This window comes from Streptomyces flavofungini (genome assembly GCF_030388665.1).
GTDB lineage: Bacteria > Actinomycetota > Actinomycetes > Streptomycetales > Streptomycetaceae > Streptomyces > Streptomyces flavofungini_A.
In genome coordinates this window covers 3,682,236-3,705,863 of sequence record NZ_CP128846.1, presented here as the reverse complement: position 1 = coordinate 3,705,863, position 23,628 = coordinate 3,682,236, and the positions used below count along the sequence as shown (strand labels likewise).

General features: G+C 73.4%; 17 protein-coding genes and 1 riboswitch. Of the genes, 9 read left to right on the top strand and 8 right to left on the bottom strand.

What is annotated here, in order from left to right; genetic code table 11:
• The first annotated feature begins 225 nt into the window (after positions 1-225).
• The gene (locus QUY26_RS15025; protein WP_436840334.1) at positions 226-753 is read left to right on the top strand and encodes a DoxX family protein; all 528 of its coding nucleotides are present in this window, start codon (positions 226-228) and stop codon (positions 751-753) included.
• On the opposite strand, the gene QUY26_RS15020 is transcribed toward QUY26_RS15025, so the two are convergent.
• Positions 750-1,229 carry a hypothetical protein gene (locus QUY26_RS15020; RefSeq protein ID WP_289956418.1) on the bottom strand — a complete coding sequence of 160 codons (480 nt, stop codon included), beginning with the start codon at positions 1,227-1,229 and terminating at the stop codon, positions 750-752. The genes QUY26_RS15025 and QUY26_RS15020 overlap by 4 nt on opposite strands.
• Positions 1,216-2,553, bottom strand: coding sequence for a PspC domain-containing protein (locus tag QUY26_RS15015; RefSeq protein WP_289946817.1), 1,338 nt, complete (start codon positions 2,551-2,553; stop codon positions 1,216-1,218). Before QUY26_RS15015 ends, QUY26_RS15020 begins: the two co-directional genes overlap by 14 nt.
• A 311-nt stretch (positions 2,554-2,864) precedes the next feature.
• Here QUY26_RS15015 and QUY26_RS15010 point away from each other — a divergent pair, with 311 nt between their 5' ends.
• The gene (locus tag QUY26_RS15010; RefSeq protein WP_289946815.1) at positions 2,865-4,154 is read left to right on the top strand and encodes an ATP-binding protein; all 1,290 of its coding nucleotides are present in this window, start codon (positions 2,865-2,867) and stop codon (positions 4,152-4,154) included.
• Positions 4,151-4,897, top strand: coding sequence for a LuxR C-terminal-related transcriptional regulator (locus tag QUY26_RS15005; protein ID WP_289946813.1), 747 nt, complete (start codon positions 4,151-4,153; stop codon positions 4,895-4,897). The genes QUY26_RS15010 and QUY26_RS15005 overlap by 4 nt, the downstream gene beginning before the upstream one ends.
• Positions 4,898-4,985: 88 nt before the next feature.
• On the opposite strand, the gene QUY26_RS15000 is transcribed toward QUY26_RS15005, so the two are convergent.
• Positions 4,986-6,044 carry a C40 family peptidase gene (locus QUY26_RS15000; protein WP_289946811.1) on the bottom strand — a complete coding sequence of 353 codons (1,059 nt, stop codon included), beginning with the start codon at positions 6,042-6,044 and terminating at the stop codon, positions 4,986-4,988.
• Positions 6,045-6,438: 394 nt separating this feature from the next.
• Here QUY26_RS15000 and QUY26_RS14995 point away from each other — a divergent pair, with 394 nt between their 5' ends.
• Positions 6,439-6,792, top strand: coding sequence for a hypothetical protein (locus QUY26_RS14995; RefSeq protein ID WP_289946810.1), 354 nt, complete (start codon positions 6,439-6,441; stop codon positions 6,790-6,792).
• Positions 6,793-6,934: 142 nt separating this feature from the next.
• Here QUY26_RS14995 and QUY26_RS14990 read toward each other — a convergent pair whose 3' ends face one another.
• Positions 6,935-8,167: a C40 family peptidase gene (locus QUY26_RS14990; RefSeq protein ID WP_289946809.1), complete on the bottom strand. Its 1,233-nt coding sequence runs from the start codon at positions 8,165-8,167 to the stop codon at positions 6,935-6,937.
• 8 nt (positions 8,168-8,175) lie between these two features.
• A riboswitch (cyclic di-AMP (ydaO/yuaA leader) is annotated at positions 8,176-8,332 on the bottom strand.
• 276 nt (positions 8,333-8,608) lie between these two features.
• Between QUY26_RS14990 and pcrA the strand changes: the two genes are divergently transcribed.
• Complete coding sequence (gene pcrA / locus QUY26_RS14985; protein WP_289946807.1) at positions 8,609-11,116, top strand: DNA helicase PcrA; 2,508 nt, start codon at positions 8,609-8,611, stop codon at positions 11,114-11,116.
• Between the two features lie 132 nt (positions 11,117-11,248).
• Here the strand turns inward: pcrA and QUY26_RS14980 are convergent, their stop codons facing one another.
• Both QUY26_RS14980 and QUY26_RS14975 read right to left on the bottom strand, forming a co-directional pair.
• On the bottom strand, positions 11,249-12,922 hold the full coding sequence (locus QUY26_RS14980) for a M23 family metallopeptidase (protein WP_289946806.1): 1,674 nt from the start codon (positions 12,920-12,922) through the stop codon (positions 11,249-11,251).
• A 257-nt stretch (positions 12,923-13,179) separates the two neighbouring features.
• Positions 13,180-14,034, bottom strand: a complete 855-nt coding sequence (locus QUY26_RS14975) for an esterase/lipase family protein (protein ID WP_289946805.1) — start codon at positions 14,032-14,034, stop codon at positions 13,180-13,182.
• 454 nt (positions 14,035-14,488) lie between these two features.
• Between QUY26_RS14975 and QUY26_RS14970 the strand changes: the two genes are divergently transcribed.
• Positions 14,489-14,905, top strand: a complete 417-nt coding sequence (locus QUY26_RS14970; protein WP_289946803.1) for a cobalamin B12-binding domain-containing protein — start codon at positions 14,489-14,491, stop codon at positions 14,903-14,905.
• 276 nt (positions 14,906-15,181) lie between these two features.
• Here QUY26_RS14970 and QUY26_RS14965 read toward each other — a convergent pair whose 3' ends face one another.
• Positions 15,182-16,894 carry a DUF5691 domain-containing protein gene (locus QUY26_RS14965; RefSeq protein ID WP_289946800.1) on the bottom strand — a complete coding sequence of 571 codons (1,713 nt, stop codon included), beginning with the start codon at positions 16,892-16,894 and terminating at the stop codon, positions 15,182-15,184.
• 59 nt (positions 16,895-16,953) lie between these two features.
• A complete protein-coding gene (locus QUY26_RS14960) occupies positions 16,954-18,336 on the bottom strand; it encodes an SWIM zinc finger family protein (RefSeq protein ID WP_289946799.1) in 1,383 nt (460 codons plus the stop codon).
• 209 nt (positions 18,337-18,545) lie between these two features.
• Here QUY26_RS14960 and QUY26_RS14955 point away from each other — a divergent pair, with 209 nt between their 5' ends.
• From QUY26_RS14955 to QUY26_RS14945, 3 genes are read left to right on the top strand one after another with little or no spacing between them, the layout of a single operon-like run.
• Entirely contained in the window at positions 18,546-19,715 is a 1,170-nt protein-coding gene (locus QUY26_RS14955) for an ATP-binding protein (RefSeq protein WP_289946798.1), read from the top strand.
• The gene (locus QUY26_RS14950; protein ID WP_289946797.1) at positions 19,712-22,306 is read left to right on the top strand and encodes a DUF5682 family protein; all 2,595 of its coding nucleotides are present in this window, start codon (positions 19,712-19,714) and stop codon (positions 22,304-22,306) included. Before QUY26_RS14955 ends, QUY26_RS14950 begins: the two co-directional genes overlap by 4 nt.
• Positions 22,306-23,502 carry a VWA domain-containing protein gene (locus QUY26_RS14945; RefSeq protein ID WP_289946796.1) on the top strand — a complete coding sequence of 399 codons (1,197 nt, stop codon included), beginning with the start codon at positions 22,306-22,308 and terminating at the stop codon, positions 23,500-23,502. Before QUY26_RS14950 ends, QUY26_RS14945 begins: the two co-directional genes overlap by 1 nt.
• Positions 23,503-23,628: the final 126 nt, after the last annotated feature.

The following is a 23,628-nucleotide window of genomic DNA, read 5'->3' as shown; positions in this document are numbered from 1 at the left end:
CCACCGCACGCCGGACCGCTCCCCGCACACTTCGCCCGGCCACCCGGACCGCTCCGAATGGACGCATGTACATCCCCCTCCCGAGTGCCCCGGAACCCCGCCCCCTCAGCGGGCTCCCGGAAGCCTTCGAGGAAACCGCCGCACGCCACTGAGCAGCGACTCCCTCTCGTACGTATGGTCAGTTGACGGGGCAACGGCCGAGGCGCGGGAGAGGCGGCGGACACGATGGCTCACGGCATGCGCACGGACAGCCACAGCGGCTATGCCAGGCGGAACGACTGGCGCGACAACGCCACCCGGTACGCCCTGCTCCCCCTACGGGTCTTCCTCGGCGTCACCTTCATCTATGCCGGCCTCGACAAGATCACCGACAGCGCCTTCATGAAGGCGAAGGGCACCGGGTCCATCGGCGAGACCATGCGCGGCGTCCGCGACCTCGCCGCCTTCCCCGAACTCGTCGACCTGGCCCTGAAGAGCCCCGTCGGCTTCGGCTACGCCATCGCCTTCGGTGAACTCGCCGTCGGCATCGGCATCCTGATCGGCTTCTTCGCCCGGATCGCCGCGCTCGGCGGCGCCCTGATCTCCCTCAGCCTCTGGCTGACCATGAGCTGGCACGAAGAGCCCTACTACTACGGCAACGACCTTCCGTACCTCATGGCCTGGCTGCCCCTGATCCTCGCCGGTGCGTCCTACCTCTCCGTCGACGCCTGGCTCGCCGAACGCCGCAACTCCAGAGGACTCGGGCTGGGCTAGGGCCTGTCAGCGGCCTTGTCAGCGCCCCTGTCCGGGGTCCTGCCTGGGGTCGTGCCCGTGCCTGAGGTCGTGCCCGTGTCCGAGGCCGTGCCCGTGCCCGAGGCCGTGTCCGGTGCTGCGCCGAAGCCGGTGGCCGGTGCCTTGGCCTCGGGGCCCGCCGGGGTGCCGGTGGCCGCCGAGGGCTTCGCGCTGTCCGGAGAGGGCCAGGCCGCCGGACTGCTCGGGCCCGTCGCCGGACGGCCCGGGGCACCCGCCGGACGGCCCGAGCCCTTCGCGCGGGGCCGCCGCGCCTTGCGTATGCCGTGGGCCACGGCCGCCGTCGCCGCCGCGAGGAACAGGCCTCCCACCACGATCGGGATCATCGCGAACCACGGGGTGTCCCACAGCCCGCCCGCGTCGCCCGCGTACACCAGACCGGCCGCCGTCAGGAAGAAGCCCGCCACCAGCCTGCCGGGCTGGAACTCATGACGCAGCACGTTCCACCTCCACCTGTCCGACGCCGACTTCGAGCCGCAGCTCGATCGTGCCGCCGTCCTTCGCGCCCCGCGGCGGGGCCAGGGTCGCCGACTTCTCCTTGCCCGGTTCCACGTCCACGTCCTTGCTCTTGTCGCCCGGCAACTGGATGTCGCCGACGCCCACCTCGGCCCGCAGCCGCACCTCCGCGTCGCTCGGCACGATCACCCTCAGACGGCCCGCGCCGACCTCCGCGCCCGTGCGCAGCGTCTGGTCCTTGCCGAGGTCGATCCGGCTCAGGTCCAGCGTGCCGACGCCTGTGCCCATCTCGTAGGTCGGACGGACGTCCGCCGTGGTGGCCGGACGCCAGTCCGTGCGTATCCAGTCCGTGGTGATGTTCTTCGGCAGGGCCGCGGCACCGGCGACCAGGCCCGCGGTGATCACCGCGAGGACGATCGAGCCCGCGCCCGTGCGACCGAGGAAGGAACTGGCCGCGATGCCGAGGCCGAGCACGGCGAGCGCGCAGGCGAGGCCGGTCTGCAGGCTGGTGCCGAGCGGGTGGTCCTCCCAGGTCAGGGCCGAGCCGAGACAGGCCGCGAGGACGGCGGCGACGAACACCCAGCCGCCGAGCCAGCGCGGCCCGCGCGGACCCGTCGGCTCGGGGGCAGGCGGGCGCCGGCCTGCGGGGGAGTGGGGGGCGTCCGGCTGATACTCCACCACGACCGGGTCCGGGCCCCAGAAGTACTTCGGCATCCCCTCCGGTCCCGTGCCCTTCGTCAGGGGGTCGCGCCACCAGGACGGGCCGCCCGTCACCGGCGGGGCCAGGGTCTCGGGCGGCGCGTCCGCCACGGCCTGGACCGCCACCGGGTCGGGGTCGGGGGCGCCGCGGTGCTGCGACCAATACCCCGCGCCCGCGAGCAGCAGGGCGAGGACGGCGGCGAAGGTCAGCGCGTCGCTGTTGTTCAACAGGGTCAGGAACACGCCGCAGCCCACCAGGGCGAACAGCACGGCCGTCAGCGCGGGGCCGTCCACGCGGCCGGTCAGGAGACGGCGGGCCTCGTTCTCCTCCTCGTCCTCATAGGGGACGAACAGCCACGCGAAGCCGTAGAAGACCAGGCCCAGGCCGCTGGTGATCGCGAGCACGGCCAGGCCGATGCGGAAGATCACCGGGTCCATCTGGCAGTGCCGCCCGAGCCCCGCGCACACGCCGCCCAGCTTGCGGTGCCGGCGGTCGCGGCGGAGCTTGGGCTCGCGCACGGCCTCCGGACCGCCCGGCTCCGCGGCCGTGGCGGTGGCGGTCTCGTGCGGCGGGGCCGACGGGCCCGACGCGGGCTGCTGATCTGTCATGGCTCCATGGTGACGGCCGGACGCCCGCCGCGGCAGCCGGGACAACCCTGGCCCGACCCTGAAATCGTCCCTGACCGTCCCGGAGCCCAGAGCCCTGACCTCATCTCGGGACGGCCCGGGAAACCCGGGCGTGAGCTCCGGCCGACCGGCCGGGCGACCAGCGCCGTACCGGCCGAGGGACCAGCGCCGTACCGGCCGAGGGACAGCGGCGGGTCGGCCGAGGGACAGCGGCGGGTCGGCCGGGAGATCAGGGGAGTCTCGGGGCTCGACCCTGATGCCCCCACCCGCGCCCGCGTGTGAACATCGGACACATGCCGGAAGCCGCAGCTGTACCCATCGAAGACGAGCGGCCGCTGCGGAAGCTCTATCGCAGCGGTGAGGGCCGCCTGCTCGGCGGGGTCGCGCGCGGCCTCGCGGGCCATCTCGGGCTGCCCGTGATCTGGGTGCGGATCATCTTCATCGGCCTGTTCCTCGACAACGGCCTGGGCGCCCTGCTGTACGCGGCGTTCTGGTTCTTCGTGCCCCTGGGTGTCGGCGGGGTCGGCGGCGCCCAGCGACCGGCCGTGGTGTCCACCGAGACCTCCCCGGACGGCCGCCGCAAGCTGGTCGCGCGCAAGCCGGACAAGGGCCAGATCGTCGCGCTGCTCGCGATGGTCGTCATCGTCATGGTCTTCGTCGGCAGCGTCGACCTGGAAGGTCCGACTCAGGCCTATCTGTGGCCGACCCTGCTCGTCGCCGCCGGTGTCGCGCTGGTCTGGCGCCAGGCGGACAACGCCCGCAGGGCCCGCTGGATGGAGGTCGGCCGCAGACGGCGCACGCTGACGATCGCCCGGACCGCCGCCGGGGTCGTCCTCGTGGGCGTGGGCGTGTCCGGCATCTTCGTCCTGCGGGGCTCCGCGTCCGACCTCGGGGCCGCGCTCCAGGCGGCGCTCGCCGTGCTCGTGGGCATCGCGCTGCTCGCGGGCCCCTATCTCGTGCGGATGTCGCAGGACCTCTCCGAGGAGCGCCTCATGCGCATCCGTGCCCAGGAGCGGGCGGAGGTCGCCGCGCACGTGCACGACTCGGTGCTGCACACCCTGACCCTGATCCAGCGCAACGCGGAAAGCCCGAGCGAGGTCCGCCGTCTCGCCCGCGCCCAGGAGCGCGACCTGCGCGCCTGGCTGTACAAGCCGGAGGGCACCGGCAAGGACGAGGCGGAGGAGCCCGACACCCTCGCCGAGGCCGTGCGCCGCAGCGCCGCGGAGGTCGAGGACAAGCACGGCGTCCCGATCGAGGTGGTCGTCGTCGGGGACTGCCCGCTCGACGAGGGACTGACGGCACAGATGCAGGCCGCGCGGGAAGCGATGGTGAACGCCGCCAAGTACGGTGGCGAGGGCGGCGCGGTGCAGGTCTTCGCCGAAGTCGAGGGGGAGACGGTCTTCGTGTCGGTGCGGGACCGCGGTCCGGGCTTCGATCTGGATTCCGTGCCGGACGACCGCATGGGCGTACGAGAATCGATCATCGGCCGCATGCAGCGGAACGGCGGTACGGCGCGGTTGCGCGCGGTGCCGGGCGGCGGCACGGAAGTCGAGCTGGAGATGGAGAGGACGGCGGCGACATGAGCGACGCGACCGAAGCGGGCGGACCGGCGGAGGCCGACGCCCAGCGGGGCGGCGAGGCGGGTGGGGCCGGGGCCGAGGCCGGGCGGCGTGTGCGGGTCGTCCTGGTCGACGACCACCGGATGTTCCGCACCGGCGTGCAGGCGGAGATCGGCCAGACGGAGCGCACGGGCGTCGAGGTGGTCGGCGAGGCCGCCGACGTCGACCAGGCGGTCACGGTCATCACGGCGACGCGCCCCGAGGTGGTGCTCCTCGACGTGCACCTGCCGGGCGGTGGCGGGGTCGAAGTCCTGCGCCGGTGCGCGCCGTTGATGGCGGACGCGGAGGCCCCGGTGCGGTTCCTCGCGCTCTCGGTGTCGGACGCGGCGGAGGACGTCATCGGGGTCATCCGGGGCGGTGCCCGCGGCTATGTCACCAAGACGATCACCGGCACGGACCTGGTCGACTCGATCTTCCGGGTCCAGGAGGGCGACGCGGTGTTCTCGCCGCGGCTGGCGGGCTTCGTCCTGGACGCGTTCGCGTCGACGGACGCGGCGCCGGTCGACGAGGACCTGGACCGCCTCACGCAGCGCGAGCGCGAGGTGCTGCGGCTCATCGCGCGGGGGTACGCGTACAAGGAGATCGCCAAGCAGCTCTACATCTCCGTGAAGACGGTCGAGTCCCATGTCTCGGCGGTGCTGCGCAAGCTCCAGCTCTCCAACCGGCACGAGCTGACGCGGTGGGCGACGGCGCGGCGCCTGGTCTGACGGCGGGGCATCGGACGGCCCAGCGCGGCCACCCCACGGACGGGTGGATCACCCACGGACGGGGTGGCTCACCCCACGACAGGATGGCTCACCCCACCCGCGTGGCCCCCGCGAACGGCATCTGGTCGATGGGCGCGAGCCGCACCGGCGCGCTCGGGTTCGGGGCGTGGATCATCTTGCCGTCGCCGACGTAGAGGCCGACGTGGCTGATGCCCGAGTAGAAGAACACCAGGTCGCCCGGCTGGAGTTCGGCCCTTGAGACGCGTCGGCCGGCGTCGATCTGGGCGTACGTCGTGCGCGGCAGGGAGACGCCTGCCGCGCGGTACGCGGCCTGGGTGAGGCCGGAGCAGTCGAAGGCGTTCGGGCCGGTGGCGCCCCAGACGTAGGGGCTGCCGAGAGCTTTGTAGGCGTAGGAGACGGCCGCCGCGGCCCGGGAGCCGACGGCCTTGGAGGCACCGGGGGCGGGGCCGCGGGGGGCCTCGCGCGAGGCCCGGTCGCTGTCCCCGGCCGCCCCGTCCGCGGCGAGGCGGGCGCGCTCCTCGCTGGTGAGCCGCGCGAGCAGCCGCTTGGCCTCGGCGAGCTTGCCGGTCACGGTCTTCTTGTGCTTCCGCAGGTCCGCCTGGCGGGACTTGAGGTCGTCGAGCGTGCCGTCCGCCTCGGTGTGCAGCTGGTCGAGCTCACGGATCTGGTGGCGGACGTCGGTGACGGTGGCGGCCTGGCGGTGGCCCGCGCGGTCGGCGCGCGAGGCTCGTTCGAGGAACTCGTCGGGGTCGGAGGAGAGCGCCAACTGCACCGACGGGTCGACGGCCCCGGTGCGGTACTGCGCGGCGGCCAGGGCGCCCAGGCCCTGGCGGGCCGTGTTGAGCTTCTCGGTCCTGCGGGCGGCCTCGTCGCGCAGGTCGGTCAGGGACCGCTCGGCCTTGTCGGCCTTCTCCTTGGCGCCGTTGTACTTCTCGGTGGCGACCTCGGCCTCGCGGTAGAGCTCGTCGACCTTGTCCTTCACCTCGCTGGGAGTGAGCCGGGGTTCCGCGTGTCCGGTGCCCTCGAAGGCGGTCGCGGTGGCGGCCGACGCGAGGGCGAGGGTGGCGGCCGTACGGGCCGTATGGCCGCTGAGCGAGCGCTGCTTGGGCTTGCGGTGCGCTGCCACGGAGGCTCCACGTCCTTCCTTGTGGCCGGGGCCCTCACCGGTGCCGCCGCGCCTGATGCCGCTGGAGTGCCGGTCCGACGGCGCTCGCACAGGGGAGCGGGACGCCGTCGGACTTTCGGCGGAGGTGGCCGACTGCCGCCCTGGACGGGGCGGCGGTGGGGAGCCGGTCACCTGGCAGAGGACGCTAAACCTGACCGTCACCGGTTCGTGACCCGATGTGCGCTAACGACGGATGAGTGGCGCCGAGTGAACGGATACGAGCGGCCGTGCCGGGGCGCGGTGGCGGGTTTCGCGGCCCGCGTGACCGAGGTGGCGTTTGTGGCCCGCGTTCCCCGCGGCGGGTGATATGGCCCCGCCCGGACCGAGCCCGGGGCCGGGAATTAGGCTCCGCCCCATGGACGTACTCATCCATCTCTTCGTCGGCCTGCACATCATCGGCATCGCCTCGCTCCTGGGCGGCTTCCTGACCCAGATGAAGGCGATGGGCGAGGGCGCGGCCCGGTTCAGCCCCGCGATGCTGCACGGCGCGTTGACCATGTTGATCACTGGTGTCGCCCTCGTCGGGTTGAACCAGGCCGACGACAACACGGTCAACAACCTCAAGATCGGCATCAAGCTCGCGCTGCTGATCGTGATTCTCGGGCTCGTGTACGTGAAGCGGGACGAGGAGAAGGTCGACAAGGGGATGTTCGGGGCGGTCGGCGGCCTCACGACGGCGAACATCTTCATCGCGGTGCTCTGGACGTGATCAACGTCCGCTGACAGGGGTGACAGGAGGCACAGGAGCGGCAGGAGTGACATGAAAAAGCCCCGCACGCACGCGTGCGGGGCTTTTTCGTACCTCTACGTAGACAGCGGTTTACGCACGCTGCGCGCAGAGGGGCAACGGTTCACGCGGGCCGGACCACGCTGTGGATCGGCATGTAGTAGATCGACTCGACGCGGACGTTCGCGCCCGGCTTCGGGGCGTGGATCATCTTGCCGTCGCCGATGTAGATCCCGACGTGGCTGATGTCGTCGTAGAAGAAGACCAGGTCACCCGGCTTGGCCTGGGAGGTCGGGACGGTCGTGCCGACCTTCACCTGGTCCCAGGTGGTGCGGGGCAGCGAGATCCCCGCGGTCTTCCAGGCCGCCTGCGTGAGCCCGGAGCAGTCGTAGGAGCCGGGCCCCGTGGCACCCCACACGTAAGGCTTGCCCATCTGCTTCTCGGCGAAGGCGATCACCTTCTCGGCCTTGGCCGCGTAGCCGCTGCCCGTACCCGCGTCCGAACCCGAGCCGGACCCCGTGTCCGAGCCCGAGCCCGACCCGGAACCGTTGTCCGCCCCGGAGTCCGAACCGGACCCCGAACCCTGCTCACGCTCCCGCTCGCGTCGCTCGGCTGCCTCCTCGGCCTTCCGCTCGCGCTCCTCGGCGGCCTGCTTGCGCGCCAGCTCGGCCGCCTTGCGCTTGGCGGCCTCCTCCTTGCGCTTCTCGATCGCCGCGAGCCGCGCCTTCTCCTCGGCGGTCAGCTTCGACAGGAGCGAGCGGGCCTCGGTCAGCTTGGTCTGGACGGTCTGCTTGCTCGTCCGGAGGTCGTCGCGCGAGTCCTGCAGCGACTTCAGGCTCTTCGTGGCCTTGGCACGCTGTTTGGTCGCCGCGACCTGCTGGGTCTGGTAGTCGTCGACGGCCTTCTTCTGGCGGCTGGTGAGTCGGTCCGCGAGGTGGTTCTGGTCGAAGAAGCTTTTGGGGTCGTCGGCGAGCATCATCGCGGCGGTCTCGGAGACGGCACCGGTGCGGTACTGCGCGGCGGCGAAGGAGCCCAGCTCCCGCCGGGCCTCGTTCAGCCGGTCCGTGCGCTTGGCGATGTCGTCCAGGAGCCGGTCGGCCTTCTTGCGCTGCTTGTCGGTGCGCTCCTTGGCCGAGTTGTACTTCTGCGTGGCCACCCCGGCCTGCTGGTAGAGGTCGTCGACCTTCTTCTGGACCTCTTCGAGGCTCGGCTTGCCCGGCTCGGCGGGGGCGGACGGCGCGGCGTTCGCGCTCTGCGACAGCAGGGCCACCGACGTCAGGGCGGCGGTCGTGATGCCGAGGGCGGGGGTCGTGCGTACGAGGGCTGAGCGGCTGCGCGGCTTGCGGTGCGACGCCAAAGCTGGCGACTCCTTCCGTGGACCGCCTACCGGGTTAGCTGTCGGGTTCGGGCGGTTGCTTCGGAAGGCTGCCCTACCGTTCCGCACGCCGTACGGAACGGATTCACCCCAAAGAACGTGGTGGGTCCCCGGCTCCGAACGCGTCGGACTCGGCGGAGGCCGCGCGGGACCGGCGGGGATCGCCGGTGGGGGGACGTGCGGCCCGCGCAGCACGCTAGCCAACTCCCGTGGCGCGAGGGAAGGATGATGTTCGATATGCCCGATACATTTTCGTGACTTTCCGAGGCCCTTGGCGCCGCCCTGGCGCGCGGAGCCGGGACCGTGGCACAGCGTGACGGGCCGGGCGCGGAGCGCGGGCGTGGCCGAGAACCGGGCGGGCTCCGGGCGGCCTCGCGGAACCCGGGGCGGGTTGTCAGTGGGGCCGCCTAGACTCGGGAGGCGATGAGCAGCCTCTTTGACGACAGCTTCCTGGCGGACCTCAAGCCCTCGCAGGGCCACGACGAGGAGCCCCCGCCGCCGCCCGAGGACAGCGCTCCGGAACCCATTCCGGACGACCTGTTCCACGGGAAGTTCGACGCGCCCGCACCCCGGGACGCGTACTACCGCGACGGTGCCCCCCGCCCCGCGATCGACCCGGCGGCGCTGCTCGACGGCCTGAACGAGAACCAGCGCGCGGCCGTCGTGCACGCGGGCTCCCCGCTGCTCATCGTCGCGGGCGCGGGATCCGGCAAGACGCGGGTGCTCACCCACCGCATCGCGTACCTCCTCGCGGAGCGCGGCGCGCACCCCGGCCAGATCCTCGCGATCACGTTCACGAACAAGGCCGCGGGCGAGATGAAGGAGCGCGTCGAGCAGCTCGTCGGCCCGCGCGCGGGCGCGATGTGGGTGTCGACGTTCCACAGCGCGTGCGTGCGCATCCTGCGCCGGGAGTACAAGAAGCTGGGCTTCACGTCCTCGTTCTCGATCTACGACGCCGCGGACTCCAAGCGTCTGATGGCCCTGGTCTGCCGTGACCTGGACCTCGACCCGAAGAAGTTCCCGCCGAAGTCCTTCAGCGCCAAGATCTCGAACCTGAAGAACGAGCTGATCGACGAGGAGGACTTCGCCGCCCAGGCCGCCGACGGCTTCGAGAAGACGCTCGCCCAGGCGTACGCGATGTACCAGTCGCGCCTCCGCGAGGCCAACGCCCTCGACTTCGACGACCTGATCATGACGACGGTGAACCTGCTGCGCGCCTTCCCGGACGTCGCCGAGCACTACCGCCGCCGCTTCCGCCACGTGATGGTGGACGAGTACCAGGACACCAACCACGCCCAGTACGCCCTCGTGCGCGAGCTGGTGGGCCCCTCCGGGGAGGGCGGTGACCCTGGCGAGCTGTGCGTCGTCGGTGACGCGGACCAGTCCATCTACGCCTTCCGCGGCGCCACGATCCGCAACATCCTCCAGTTCGAGGAGGACTACCCGGACGCGACCACGATCCTCCTGGAGCAGAACTACCGCTCCACGCAGACGATCCTGACCGCGGCCAACGCCGTCATCGAGCGCAACGAGAGCCGCCGCCCCAAGAACCTGTGGACCAACGCGGGCGCGGGCGCCCGCATCACCGGGTACGTGGCGGACACCGAGCACGACGAGGCCCAGTTCGTCGCCGACGAGATCGACCGCCTCACCGACGCCGGCGAAGCCAAGGCGGGCGACGTGGCGATCTTCTACCGCACGAACGCCCAGTCCCGTGTCTTCGAAGAGATCTTCATCCGCGTCGGCCTGCCCTACAAGGTCGTCGGCGGTGTGCGGTTCTACGAGCGCAAGGAAGTCCGCGACGTCCTCGCGTACTTGAGGGTCCTCGCCAACCCCGAGGACGCCGTCCCGCTGCGCCGCATTCTGAACGTGCCGAAGCGCGGCATCGGCGACCGCGCCGAAGCGATGATCGACGCCCTCGCGCAGCGCGAGAAGATCTCCTTCCCGCAGGCGCTGCGCCGCGTCGACGAGGCGTACGGCATGGCGGCCCGCTCCACGAACGCCGTGCGCCGCTTCAACACGCTCATGGAGGAGCTGCGCACCGTCGTCGAGTCCGGCGCGGGCCCCGCCGTCGTCCTGGAGGCGGTCCTCGAGCGCACCGGCTACCTCGCCGAGCTCCAGTCCTCCACCGACCCGCAGGACGAGACGCGGATCGAGAACCTCCAGGAACTGGCCGCCGTGGCCCTGGAGTTCGAGCAGGACAACAACGCCGCCCAGGGGGCGGGAGCGGAGGCCGCCGCCGATGCTCCCGAGGCCCCGGAGGGCGCCGCGCCCGCCGGGTCCCTCTCGGACTTCCTGGAGCGCGTCGCCCTGGTCGCCGACTCCGACCAGATCCCCGACGAGGACGACGACGGCTCCGGAGTCATCACGCTGATGACGCTGCACACCGCCAAGGGCCTCGAATTCCCCGTCGTCTTCCTGACCGGCATGGAGGACGGCGTGTTCCCGCACATGCGCGCCCTCGGCCAGGTCAAGGAGCTGGAGGAGGAGCGGCGCCTCGCGTACGTCGGCATCACGCGCGCGCGGGAGCGGCTGTACCTCACCCGGTCCTCCCTGCGCAGCGCCTGGGGCCAGCCGTCGTACAACCCGCCGTCGCGCTTCCTCGAGGAGATCCCGGAGACCCATCTGGACTGGAAGCGGACGGGATCCGTCGGCGCGCCCGCGTCGTCCGGGCCCGCCGCCGGGGTCGCCGCCTCGCTGTCGTCGTCGCGCTCCCGCGCGGGCGGCGCCCAGGGCTTCGCCACCCGCCGCGCGTCGGAGAAGCCGGTGGTGTCGCTCGCCATCGGCGACCGCGTCACGCACGACCAGTTCGGCCTCGGCACGGTGGTCGGCGTGAAGGGCACCGGGGCGAACGCCGAAGCGACGGTCGACTTCGGGGCGGAAAAGCCGAAGCGGCTCCTGCTGAGGTACGCGCCGGTGGAAAAGCTGTAGCCCTCACCCGGAGTAAGAGAGACACTCTAGGGGCAACTCCAGCGACGGGGGCTGGAGTTGCACCCTTCGGGGTGCACACCGGCACGGAGGGCTCGCGTCGTGCCTTCAGGCCACGTCGGGTCGAGCTCGGGGTTACGTCGGGTCGAGTCCGTGGCTGCGCAGCCACGACAGCGGGTCTATCGCCGAGCCGCCGCCCGGACGGACCTCGAAGTGCAGGTGCGGGCCGGTGGAGTTGCCGGAGTTCCCGGAGAAGGCGATGGTCTCGCCCGCCTTCACGGGCCCGCTCGCGATCTTGTGCGTGGAGAGGTGGCAGTACCACGTCTCCGTGCCGTCCTTCGCGGTCACGATCGCCATGTTGCCGTAGGCGCTGTTGTACTTCGTGGAGACCGTGCCGTCCGTGGCGGCCTTGACCTCCGTGCCGTACGACACCGGGAAGTCGATCCCGGAGTGCGCGGACATCCAGTTGACGCCCGCCTGGCCGTAGTAGGCGCTCAGGCCGCGCTGCGCGACCGGCAGGGAGAACTTCGGCCGCAGCCGCTCCTTGCGCGCGGCCTCCGCGACGGCCGCCTTGTGCGCGGCCACCTTCTGGGCCTTGAGGTCGATGCGTTCCTGCGTGCGGCTCGCGCGGTCCGCGAAGTCGCCCGCGTCCGCGGAGAGGTTCGCCAACTGCGTGTCGAGCTTGTTGTTGGCGGTGGACGGCTTCACGGTCGCCGGGTCCGGGGCGGACGCCTGGGTGTCCTTGCCGTCGTCGCCCCCGCCGAGACCGCTGACGGAGGCCGCGGCCACACCGGCGACGCCCATCACACAGGCCGACGGCACGGCGATGGTGAACAGCGCCGAACGCTTGGCGGGGGAGCGGCGCGAGCGGGACCGGCCGCGCGGCACGGCCGACCGGGCGGAACGCGAGCGCTCCGTGCGGGCCACCGGCGCGTGGTCGTCGTCGGTGGCGCGCTCGTTGTCGGGCCGGTCGCCGTACTCGGCGTGCTCGGCGCCCGCTTCGACGCTGCCGAGCCGGTCGTCCGGGGCCTCGTCGGGCAGGAACGCGTGCGTGGCGTCGTCGCTGTCGTACGCCGGGTCGCCGGAGGCGTACGCCTCGGCGCTCAGGGCTGCGGTCTCGTACGGGTCCTGGGCGGCGTAACCATCCTGCGGATCGTAGGCAGTGTCGCGCGCTTCGAAGGCGTCGTGCTGCTGGGGGACGCCGTACGCGTCGTGCTGGTGCGCGGGTTCATAGGCGTCGTGCTGCGCGGTGTCGTACGCGTCGTGGCCGCTGGAGTTCCAGGCGGTGGCGTCGTACGCGCCGGTGTCGAAGACCTGCGTGGCCCACTGGCCGGTCGCCGGTGACTCGTTCCAGGCGGTGGCGTCCCAGGTGGCGCCGGAGGCGGGGCCCGGCTGCGAGGGAATGTCCGACAACGGCTGGAACCCGGCGCCCCAGGCGGCCGTGTCATGGCTGCCGGTGTCGTATCCCGGCTGGGCGGCGTACGCGTCGTACGTCAGGGTCTGCTGGGTGCCGGTCGTGGACCACTGGCCGGTGTCGTGGTCGCCGGGCAGGTCGCCGAAGAGCGGGTCGGTCGCGAAGCCCCCGCCGGGGACGGCGAAACCGGAACCGGAAGTATCGAAGCCGCCCGTTGCGTCATAGCCGCCAGGGGCGTTGAAACCGGTGGCGGAGAAGGAGTCGGTGGAGTAGCCGTCGTACCCGGTGAGGCCGACGTGCTGAGCGCCCTGCTGGTCGTAGGACCCATAGGGGGCGTAGTCGGCGTCGGGTGCCGAGGCCGGAGCGGGGGTCTCCGACGGGTGACGGTCGTTCACCAACTTCTCTTTCGCCTCGACAGCATGGGCTGGCAGAGCAGTGCCGCGACTGTACCCGGCGGTACGCGGGCGCGACAATCTTCGCCAGGTTTCCTGCTCGCCGGAAACGGGCATTCGGCCGCCTTTCGGCGGTCTGTGGGCACAGCTTTGGCTCTGTGTTCGAGGTTCGTTCGAGTGTGAGGGGTGGGTTCGGGTCCGGATCGGGCCGCGCGGAACCGGAATCCGGAGCCGGTCGTCCGGCTGCTGACCGGTGCGACTCAGGCCACCGTGAGGCCGCCGGCCGACGCGGCGGGGGGCGCGCCCGGTGCCGCGAGGTCGAGGGCCTGGCGGACGGCCGTCGCCACGGCGGGGTGCACCGGCAGGGCGAGATGGCCGATCCCGGAGACGCGGACATTCTGCGCGATCAGGTCGGGGTGGTCGACGCAGGCCGTCTCGACCGGATCCATGATCTGGTCCAGCTCGCTCCAGAAGCTCACGAACTGCGTACGGCAGCCGGGCGCGGGCTCCCGCAGCTCCGCCACCACGTCCGAGCCCGGCCGCATCTGGCGCACGATCGGGTGCGCGTCAGCGAGCGGCGCCACCCGGGTGCCCGAGTGCGGGGTGCCCAGCGTGACGAGGGTGCGGACGCGGGCGTCGCCGCCCAGGCGCTGTGCGTAGTAGCGGGCGATGAGTCCGCCGAGGCTGTGGCCGACGATGTCCACGCGGTCATGGCCCGTGCGCTCGCATATCTCCTCTATGTGGCGGCTGAGCAGCTCGGCGGCGGTGCGGATGTCGCAGGTCAGCGGCGAGTAGTTGAGCGACTCCAAGTGCTGCCTGCCGTGCTGGGCGAGATTGCGGCGCAGCAGCACGAAGACGGAGCGGTTGTCGATGAAGCCGTGCAGGAGCAGCACCGGCGGCTTGTCGTGCGCGGGCAGCCGGGGGGCGTCCGGTGGTGGCGGCGGGGGCGCCGCCCTGCGCTCCTGGATGATGCCCGATGGGTACAGCAGGAGGTGTCCGGCGAGGATCACGAACTCGAGGGCGGTCGCCTTCAGGAGTGCGAGCGGCAGTCCCGCGAGGTTTGCGGGCAGCAGGGTGCTGCAGAGGCGAAAGGGCTGGACCCTCGTGATCGTCATGACGACCTCCCGGTCGGCGCACAGGAGGCGGCTCTGTCCCCCGTGGCTCATCGTGGGAAGCCGGGAGTGGTCGTGCCTTCCCCGTCGCGGCGCACTCCTTGGCGACGCGCCGACACCACCGCGCCGTGCGGCTGACGGCGCGGGGGTGCGGCGGCCTCGCAGCGGCTCCCCTCGCGCGGCCCCCGACGCGGCCCGGGCGCCGGGTGGGATGCGACCCGGATGCCGGGGCGGATCCGGCCCATGTGCCGGGTGAACACGGGAGCGGCGCGCAGCGAACGTGTCCCACCGTGTGATTTCCCCCTCGCTCTGCACCACGAAACTGCGGGCTGCGCGATGCTGGAGATAACGTTCGTTCACCTACCCGGCCGGTGCGGCGCGGGGTGTCCGTGCCGGGACAGCTGGATTTCCGTGCGGGCGGGATTCCGCAGAGGGCTTTCTGTACATGGAGGCAGTGATGGGTGTGGCAGCCGGTCCGATCCGCGTGGTGGTCGCCAAGCCGGGGCTCGACGGTCACGATCGGGGCGCCAAGGTGATCGCGCGGGCGCTGCGCGACGCGGGCATGGAGGTCATCTACACCGGCCTGCACCAGACGCCCGAGCAGGTCGTCGACACGGCGATCCAGGAGGACGCCGACGCGATCGGCCTCTCCATCCTGTCCGGCGCGCACAACACCCTCTTCGCCCGGGTCATCGAGCTCCTCAAGGAGCGTGACGCGGAGGACATCAAGGTCTTCGGCGGCGGGATCATCCCCGAGGAGGACATTCCGCCCCTGAAGGAGAAGGGTGTCGCGGAGATCTTCACGCCCGGGGCCACGACCACGGCCATCGTGGAGTGGGTACGGGAGAACGTGCGGCAGCCGACCGGAGCGTAAGCCTTCGCCGTTCTCGCGGTTCTCGCCGTTCGGGGCGGGCGTCGGTGCTGTGGGCACCGGGGTCCGCCCTTGTTTGTCCCGGGGACGGGACTTCGGGCGCCGCAGGGGCGTTGACGCTGGTGCGGCTGGTGCGGCTGGTGCGGCTGGTGCGGCTGGTGCGGCTGGTGCGGCTGGTGCGGCTGGTGCGGCTGGTGCGGCGGTGGGGCCGGGGGGACTGTGCCGTGCGCTCCCCCGCGCCACGCGGCCCCAGGGCCTGTCCGGACCCGGCCCCACGCCTCAACCGCCCAGTTCCTCGCGCATCGCCGCGCGCAGGCGCAACGTGCTGACGAGGCGCTGGAACGCCTCCGACCAGTAGCCGCCCGCCCCGGGCGACGCGTCCTCGGGCTCGTCCGGTGTCGCTGTCAGGGCGTCCAGGCGGACCGCCTCCGCCGGGTCGAGGCAGCGCTCCGCGAGACCCATCACCCCGCTGAAGCTCCAGGGATAGCTGCCCGCGTCCCGGGCGATGTTCAGCGCGTCCACCACCGCGCGGCCGAGCGCGGGCGCCCACGGCACCGCGCACCCGCCGAGCAGCTGGAACGCCTCCGACAGGCCGTGCGCGTCGATGAACCCGGCGACCCACTCGGCCCGTTCGGCCGCGGGCAGCGTGGTGAGGAGCTTGGCGCGCTCCGCCAGGGACACCGCGCCCGGCCCGGCCGCGTCGGGTGACGACGGGGCGCCGAGCAGCGCCCGCGACCAGCCGGTGTCCCGCTGGCGCACGGCGGCCCGGCACCAGGCGGCGTGCAGCTCGCCGCGCCAGCCGTCGGCCACGGGGAGCGCCACGATGTCGGCAGGGGAGCGGTCGCCGAGGCGGCGCTGCCAGGTCGCCAGGGGCGCGGCCTCCACCAACTGGCCGAGCCACCACGAGCGTTCGCCCCGTCCGGCGGGCGGTTTCGGCGCGACGCCGTCCCGCTCCATGCCCGCGTCGCACTCGTGCGGGGCCTCGACGGTCAGCTCCGGCCGGCCCGCCGTGCGGTCCAGGGCCACGCAGGAGGCGGCACGGTCGGCCATGCGGGCGGCGAGCGCCGAGCCCGGCAGCGCGGACAGCAACTCGGCCGCGGTGGAACGGACGTTGCGGCTCCGGTCGCCGAGCGCCTGCTCCAGGAACGGCTCGTCGGCCGCGCGCAGGCCTGTGCGCAGGGAGTCCAGGAACATCAGCCGGTCCTCGGCGCGCTCCGTCGACCAGGTGCCGGACAGCAGCTCGCGGGCGTCGTCCGGCGCGTGCGCGCGCAGGTCGGCGAGGAGGGCGACGCGCTCCGCGAACAGGCCCTCCTGCCAGCGCCGTCGGATGTCCGCCTCGTCCTGCGGGCCGACGTCCCGCGCGCTCCCCGGGGCCGCGCGCAGCGCGAACTTCCAGTCAGGGTTGAACCGGGCCAGCCACTGGGCGCGCGGGCCCGCGAAGGCCAGGGCCTGGGGGCGCAGGTCGGTGCGGCCCCTGGCCGCGTTCAGGAGGGCGGGCAGCAGCTCCGGGGGTGCCGTGAAGCCCCGCTCCCCGGCCAGGGCCAGCCACTGGGGCAGCAGTTCCATCAGGTCGGGTGCGGTGCCCCGGCGGCCGCCGCTCGCGCTCGGGTGGTCGGCGAGCAGCGTCGCGAGCCTGCGCCGGGCCGCCGCGGGGACGACCGGGCGTGGGTCCGCGGGCGCGGGCGCGGGGCGCTCGGCCGCGCGGGCGGGGCGCAGGCCCGCCCGGCGCCGCACGGTCTGTACGGCGGCCGCGTCCAGGAGGGCCACCGGAGCTTCCTTGCCGGGGGCGAGGAGCGGCGGGGTGCGCCGGTCGGTGCCCAGGAGCGCGGCCGTGACCAGCTCCTCCCAGGAGGTGCGGGCGTACGGCCCGGCGGCTTCGGCATGCGCGGTGGGTGTGCGGGTGTGTGGCCCTGCTGCCGCCGGTGCCGTGGGCGGTGCGGTGTGCCGGTCGGCTGCTTCCGCTGTTCTCGCGGGTGCTGTGGACGGGGGCATCTCCGCTCTCCTTTCGCTTCCTTCGGGCCTCTGTGCGTACGAGTACTCGTGGCCGGGCCTCACAGCCGTACGGTCTCCGCCGTCGCGTGCGGCCACGCCGCCAGTGGGGCGAAGCCGCGGTGGCCGCATTCGCCGAATACCGTGAGCGGGGCGCCTCCGGAGAGGGCCACCAGGCGCCACAGTCCGGCTCGGGACGCGGCGGAGGGCGCGAGGGGCAGGGCCGTCTCGCTGTCGGCGTCGGCCAGTTGCCAGTCCGGGCCGTTCGGGACCGGCACGACCCGGCCGAGGGTGACCGGCCAGGTGTCGAGCCAGGGGTCGTCGCGCAGCGCGTCGCCGTACCGCGCGGTGGCCTCGGCGGGCGAGATGCCGGGCGGGTGGCCGGTGGTGGGGGCCGGTGCCGCGAACTGCTCGCCCAGGTCGGCGCGGAGCTGCCGGGACGCCGGGTCCGCGGCGTGCGGGACCAACTCGGCGTCCAGGGCCAGGCCGACCGGCAGCGCCAGGGCGGGCGCGCGGCCCGCGGCCCCGTACGACAGGAGCAGGGCGGTGTGCCCGGACCGCTGTCCGTGCAGCCATATGCGGCGCGTGGTCAGCTTGCTGTCCGCGGTGTCGTACTGCGCGAGGACCTGCCAGCTGTCGCGCAGCGGCTCACCCTGCGCGGGGGCGGGCAGGCCCGTGCGGGAGCGGACCGTGGCGGCCAGCGTGTCGGGCAGCGCGTCCCGGCGCAGCCAGCCCGACGTGAGCAGGTGCAGCAGGGCGCACTCCTCCAGGAGGCGCGCGGGCCAGCCGGGCCCCGACGCCGGTACGGCACCCAACTCGCGCACCCGCGCGGCGAGGCCGGGGGCCTGGGCGTCGACCATGCGGGCCGCGGTCTCCTCCCACAGGCCGTACCCCGCCTGCTCGGTCGCGGCCAGGCCGCCGCGCAGCAGGTCGAAGAGGCGGCGCCCCAGCTCCGTGGCCCCCGCCGTGACCCGCTCCGCCCTGCGCTCCGCGCGCTTGCGCGCGGCCTCCGGATCAGCGGGGGCCGAGGCCCCGGCGGCAGGCGCGGTGCCGGGCGAACTCCGCTTCGCCGCCGCCTTCTCGCGGCGCGTGTCCAGCCACTCCCGCGCCCAGTCCGGCGGCTGCTCCCCGTCCGGCACGGCCTGCCCGCCGCCGCGGTCCCCGGCCCAGAGCAGCAGCAGGCCGAGCGCGTGCTTGCACGGGAACTTGCGACTCGGACAACTGCACTTGTACGCCGGGCCCGCCGCGTCCGCCGTGTCTATCACCGTCTGGTACGGCTTGCTGCCGCTGCCCTTGCACAGTCCCCACACCGCCCCCTCGCCGGAACTTCCCGCCCGCGACCACGGCCCGGCGATGCCGAGCCTGCTTCCCGCCTTCTGTGACGAGACGTCAGGTGCCAGTGCCAGCACCTGGTCCGCCGTCCAGCGCACCCCCTGCTGAGTCATGAGTCGAAGGTAGGTCCCAGCACTGACATTCGACCTGGAGCTCATCGTCCGTGCAGGTCAGGGGAGTTGCGGCGGCGATTGTCAGTGGCGTGGTGCACGGTGGAACACATCGCGGCCGAGCCGTCGGCGCGGCGCCGTCGTCACGGGGCGCCGCTGCCCGGACGCACTCGCCGCGGCACTGACGCACGCAGGATCTGGAGGGGGATCACATGTCTGTTTCCGTGGAGTCGGCCGGGTCGGCCGCCACGTCCGCCGGGGAGGCCGGGGAGGCGCCGGCGGAGGGGTCGGAGGAGGCGGCCGGGCAGGCGCTGCGGCCGCACGCCGAGGACGCCTTCGCCGGCGAACTCGCCGCGCTCGCCGCGCAGGACGACCGGCCGCGCCCGGCCCGCTGGCTGCTCTCGCCCTGGGCCGTGGCGACGTATCTGCTGGGCGGGACGCTGCCCGACGGCACCGTGATCACACCGAAGTACGTGGGACCGCGCCGCATCGTCGAGGTCGCCGTCACCACGCTCGCCACCGACCGCGCCCTGCTCCTGCTCGGCGTCCCCGGCACGGCCAAGACATGGGTGTCCGAGCACCTGGCCGCGGCGGTCAGCGGCGACTCGACGCTGCTCGTGCAGGGCACGGCGGGCACGCCCGAGGAGGCCATCCGGTACGGATGGAACTACGCGCGGCTGCTCGCGCACGGCCCGAGCCGCGAGGCGCTGGTGCCGAGCCCGGTGATGCGGGCCATGTCCGAAGGCATGACGGCCCGTGTCGAGGAGCTGACCCGCATCCCGGCGGACGTGCAGGACACGCTGATCACGATCCTGTCGGAGAAGACCCTGCCGATCCCGGAACTGGGCCAGGAGGTGCAGGCCGTACGCGGCTTCAACCTGATCGCCACCGCCAACGACCGCGACCGCGGTGTCAACGACCTCTCCAGCGCGCTGCGCCGCCGCTTCAACACCGTGGTCCTGCCGCTGCCCGAGAGCGCCGACGCCGAGGTCGACATCGTCTCCCGTCGCGTCGACCAGATCGGCCGCTCCCTGGACCTGCCGGCCGGGCCGGACGGCATCGACGAGATCCGCCGCGTCGTCACGGTCTTCCGCGAGCTGCGCGACGGCGTCACGGCGGACGGGCGTACGAAGCTGAAGTCGCCCAGCGGCACGCTGTCCACGGCCGAGGCGATCTCCGTGGTCACCAACGGCCTGGCCCTCGCGGCGCACTTCGGGGACGGCGTGCTGCGGCCCGGCGACGTCGCCGCGGGCATCCTCGGCGCCGTCGTCCGGGACCCGGCCGCGGACCGCGTGATCTGGCAGGAGTACCTGGAAGCGGTCGTGCGCGAGCGCGACGGGTGGAAGGACTTCTACCGCGCCTGCCGCGAGGTGAGCGCATGACGGCCGCCCAGGGGGGTGCGGCCGCCGGGCGCGGGGCCACCGCGCGGGCGGCGGGTGCGGACGGGCCGCTGCTGCTGGGCGTACGCCACCACGGGCCGGGTTCCGCGCGGGCCGTGCGGAGCGCTCTCGAAGCAGCCGAGCCCCATGTGCTGCTGATCGAGGGCCCGCCGGAGGCCGACGGCCTCGTGGCGCTGGCCGCCGAGACCGACATGCGCCCCCCGGTCGCACTGCTCGCGCACATCGTGGACGAGCCGGGCCGTTCCGCGTTCTGGCCCCTCGCCGAGTTCTCGCCGGAGTGGGTGGCGATCCAGTGGGCGGTACGGCGCGGGGTGCCGGTGCGCTTCATGGACCTGCCGGCCGCGCACACGCTGGCGCGCGGGGAGGGGGACGGAGCGAAGGGCACGGAGGAGAAGCCGGACGGGGCGACCGACGCGGCCCCGGCGGCCGACGGGCCCACCATGGCCGGTGAGGCGGTGCGCGTCGACCCGCTGGCGGTGCTCGCAGAGACCGCCGGGTACGACGACCCGGAGCGCTGGTGGGAGGACGTCGTCGAGCACCGCGCGGGCGGCGGTGACGTGTTCGCGCCGTTCGAGGCGCTCGGCGAGGCCATGGGGGCGCTGCGCGAGACGTACGGCAGCGGCGGGCACGACCGGGACCTGCTGCGCGAGGCGTACATGCGGCTCCAGGTCCGGGCGGCGCAGCGGGAGTTCGGGGCCCGGCACGTCGCCGTGGTGTGCGGGGCCTGGCACGTGCCCGCGCTCCGCGGGAAGACCACCGTGGCCGCCGACCGCGCGCTCCTGAAGGGGCTGCCGAAGGTCAAGGTCGACATGACGTGGGTGCCGTGGACGCACCGACGGCTGTCCCGGCACAGCGGGTACGGGGCGGGCATCGACTCGCCCGGCTGGTACGGGCATCTGTTCGGCGCGCCCGACCGGCCCGTGGAGCGGTGGCTGACCAAGGTCGCCGGGCTGCTCAGGGACGAGGACAGGCTCGTGTCGTCCGCGCACGTCATCGAGGCGGTGCGGCTCGCGGAGACGCTCGCCGTGATGCGGGGGCGGCCGCTGCCCGGGCTCACCGAGACGATGGACGCCGTGCGGGCCGTGATGTGCGAGGGCTCGGACGTGCCGCTCGCGCTGGTGCACGACCGGCTGGTCGTCGGCGACGTCCTCGGCGAGGTGCCGGACGCGGCGCCCGCCGTGCCGCTCCAGCGTGACCTCACCCGTCTCCAGCGCAGGCTGCGGCTCAAGCCGGAGGCGCTGGAGCGGGAGTTGGAGCTTGACCTCCGCAAGGACACCGACGCGGCGCGCAGCCGTCTGCTGCACCGACTGCGGCTGCTCGGCGTCGGCTGGGGCGAGCCGGTCGAGTCGCGCGGGAGCACGGGGACGTTCCGGGAGGGCTGGCGGCTGCGGTGGGAGCCGGAGCTGTCCGTGCGGGTCGCCGAGGCCGGGGTGTGGGGCACCACCGTGCCGGCCGCCGCCACCGCCAAGGCGGAGGCGGACGCGGTGGGCGCGGGGACGCTGGCCGACGTGACCGCGCTGGCCGAGCGGTGCCTGCTGGCCGACCTTCCCGGGGCGTTGCCCGTGGTGATGCGGGTGCTCGCCGACCGGGCCGCGCTCGACGCCGACGTGGGGCATCTGGCGCAGGCGCTGCCCGCGCTCGTGCGGTCGCTGCGGTACGGGGACGTGCGGGGTACGGGGACCGGGGCGCTGGGGGAGGTGGCCCTCGGGCTCGCCGAGCGGGTGTTCGTGGGGTTGCCGCCGGCGTGTGCGGGCCTCGACGCGGAGGCCGCGGAGGTCATGCGGGGGCATGTGGACGCGGTCCACCTGGCGGTGGGGCTGTTGGGGGAGTTCGCCGGCGTGGGCGCCCCGGGGGGACCGGGCGGGCCTGGGGGACCCGATCGGCCGGGGGTGTCCGGGGACGGGGGCGGCCCAGGGGGGCCGGGGCTGCGGTGGGACGAGACGGGGACCGCGGCCGTGGGCACAGCCGCAGAGGCAGCAGCGGCGTCGGGGGCTGGAGGTTCACACGAGGTTGGTGGGGTTCGGGGGCGGTGGCAGGGGGTTCTGCGAGGGCTTGTCGGAGGGGAGCGGGTTGCTGGGGGCGTGCGGGGGCGGTGTGCTCGGCTGTTGATGGATGACGGGGTGCTCGCCGAGGGGGAGGCCGCGCGGTTCGTGGGGCTTGCCCTGTCGCCGGGCACCGAGCCGGGGGAGGCCGCCGCGTGGATCGAGGGGTTCCTCGGGGGCGGTGCCGGGGGAGGGCTGCTGCTCGTGCACGACGAGCGGCTGCTCGGGCTCGTCGACCAGTGGCTCGCGGGGGTCTCGGGGGACGCCTTCGTCGACGTACTGCCGTTGCTGCGGCGCACGTTCGGGGCGTACGAGCCCGGTGTGCGCCGCACGTTGGGCGAGCTGGTGCGGCGCGGGCCCGGGCGTGCCGGTGCGGCGGTGCCGCTCGTCGAGGGCGCGTCCGGCTTCGCCGCGGAACTGGACCAGGGGCGCGCGGACGCGGTGCTCCCGGTGGTGGGGCTGTTGTTGGGACTCGACGCTGGTGATCGTGGCGCCGGGGTGCGTGGGAACTCGTTGACGGGGGTGGCGTGATGGGGGACGTGGGCGTGGACGGTGTGGCCGGAGCGGGTGGACCTGCCGCGGAGGAGCGGTTGCGGCGGTGGCGGCTCGTGCTGGGCGGGGACGCCGCCGAGGGGACCGGGTGCGAGCTCACCGGCCGGGACGCCGCCATGGACGGGGCGTTGGCCGCGCTCTACGGAGGCGGGGGCAGGAGGGCGCGGGGCGAGGGGCGTTCAGCGGGGCTCGGGGCGTCGGCGCCGTCGGTCGCGCGGTGGCTCGGGGACATCAGGACGTACTTCCCCTCGTCCGTCGTGCAGGTCATGCAGCGCGACGCCATCGACAGGCTCGGCCTGTCCGCGCTGCTCCTGGAGCCCGAGATGCTGGCCGCCGTCGAAGCGGACGTGCACCTCGTGGGCACGCTGCTCTCCCTGAACAAGGCGATGCCCGAGACCACGAAGGAGACCGCGCGCGCCGTCGTGCGGAAGGTGGTCGACGACCTGGAGAAGAAGCTCGCGACCCGCACCCGGGCCACCCTCACCGGTGCCCTCGACCGCAGCGCCCGGGTCAGCAGGCCGCGCCACCACGACATCGACTGGAACCGCACCATCGCGGCCAACCTCAAGAACTACCTGCCCGAGTACGGGACGGTGGTCCCCGAGCGGCTCATCGGGTACGGGCGGGCCGCGCAGTCGGTGAAGAAGGACGTCATCCTCTGCATCGACCAGTCCGGTTCGATGGCGGCGTCCGTCGTCTACGCCTCCGTGTTCGGCGCGGTGCTCGCGTCGATGCGGTCCATCAGGACCCGGCTCGTCGTGTTCGACACGAACATCGTGGACCTGACGGACCAGCTCGACGACCCCGTGGACGTGCTGTTCGGCACGCAGCTCGGCGGCGGCACCGACATCAACAGGGCGCTCGCGTACTGCCAGTCGCAGATCACCCGGCCCGCGGAGACCGTGGTCGTCCTCATCTCCGACCTCTACGAAGGCGGCATCCGCAACGAGATGCTGAAGCGGGTCGCGGCGATGAAGGCGTCCGGGGTGCAGTTCGTGACGCTGCTCGCGCTGTCCGACGAAGGGACACCGGCGTACGACCGCGAGCACGCGGCGGCGCTCGCCGCGCTCGACGCGCCCGCGTTCGCGTGTACGCCGGACCTCTTCCCCGACGTGATGGCAGCGGCGATCGAGAAGAGGCCGTTGCCCATACCGGACATGCATACGCATCGGTAACAGGGGGCTTGCGCGGCGGCCGGACTGTCGTGCGAGTATCGACGCCCCGCCCACGCGGAGCGACAGATTCCGCGTGCCGTCTCCGTCGCGCGGTGCGTTGAGAGGGGCTCGTTCGGGTCCCGTGCC

Excerpts from the sequence above, each read along its gene's own strand:
- QUY26_RS15010 (WP_289946815.1), top strand. The coding sequence starts at position 2,865 with ATGCCGGAAGCCGCAGCTGTACCCATCGAAGACGAGCGGCCGCTGCGG.
- QUY26_RS14955 (WP_289946798.1), top strand. The coding sequence starts at position 18,546 with ATGTCTGTTTCCGTGGAGTCGGCCGGGTCGGCCGCCACGTCCGCCGGG.
- QUY26_RS14970 (WP_289946803.1), top strand. The coding sequence starts at position 14,489 with ATGGGTGTGGCAGCCGGTCCGATCCGCGTGGTGGTCGCCAAGCCGGGG.
- QUY26_RS15015 (WP_289946817.1), bottom strand. The coding sequence starts at position 2,553 with ATGACAGATCAGCAGCCCGCGTCGGGCCCGTCGGCCCCGCCGCACGAG.
- QUY26_RS14965 (WP_289946800.1), bottom strand. The coding sequence starts at position 16,894 with ATGCCCCCGTCCACAGCACCCGCGAGAACAGCGGAAGCAGCCGACCGG.
- QUY26_RS14995 (WP_289946810.1), top strand. The coding sequence starts at position 6,439 with ATGGACGTACTCATCCATCTCTTCGTCGGCCTGCACATCATCGGCATC.
- pcrA (WP_289946807.1), top strand. The coding sequence starts at position 8,609 with ATGAGCAGCCTCTTTGACGACAGCTTCCTGGCGGACCTCAAGCCCTCG.
- QUY26_RS14960 (WP_289946799.1), bottom strand. The coding sequence starts at position 18,336 with ATGACTCAGCAGGGGGTGCGCTGGACGGCGGACCAGGTGCTGGCACTG.
- QUY26_RS15005 (WP_289946813.1), top strand. The coding sequence starts at position 4,151 with ATGAGCGACGCGACCGAAGCGGGCGGACCGGCGGAGGCCGACGCCCAG.
- QUY26_RS15025 (WP_436840334.1), top strand. The coding sequence starts at position 226 with ATGGCTCACGGCATGCGCACGGACAGCCACAGCGGCTATGCCAGGCGG.
- QUY26_RS14975 (WP_289946805.1), bottom strand. The coding sequence starts at position 14,034 with ATGACGATCACGAGGGTCCAGCCCTTTCGCCTCTGCAGCACCCTGCTG.
- QUY26_RS14945 (WP_289946796.1), top strand. The coding sequence starts at position 22,306 with ATGGGGGACGTGGGCGTGGACGGTGTGGCCGGAGCGGGTGGACCTGCC.
- QUY26_RS14950 (WP_289946797.1), top strand. The coding sequence starts at position 19,712 with ATGACGGCCGCCCAGGGGGGTGCGGCCGCCGGGCGCGGGGCCACCGCG.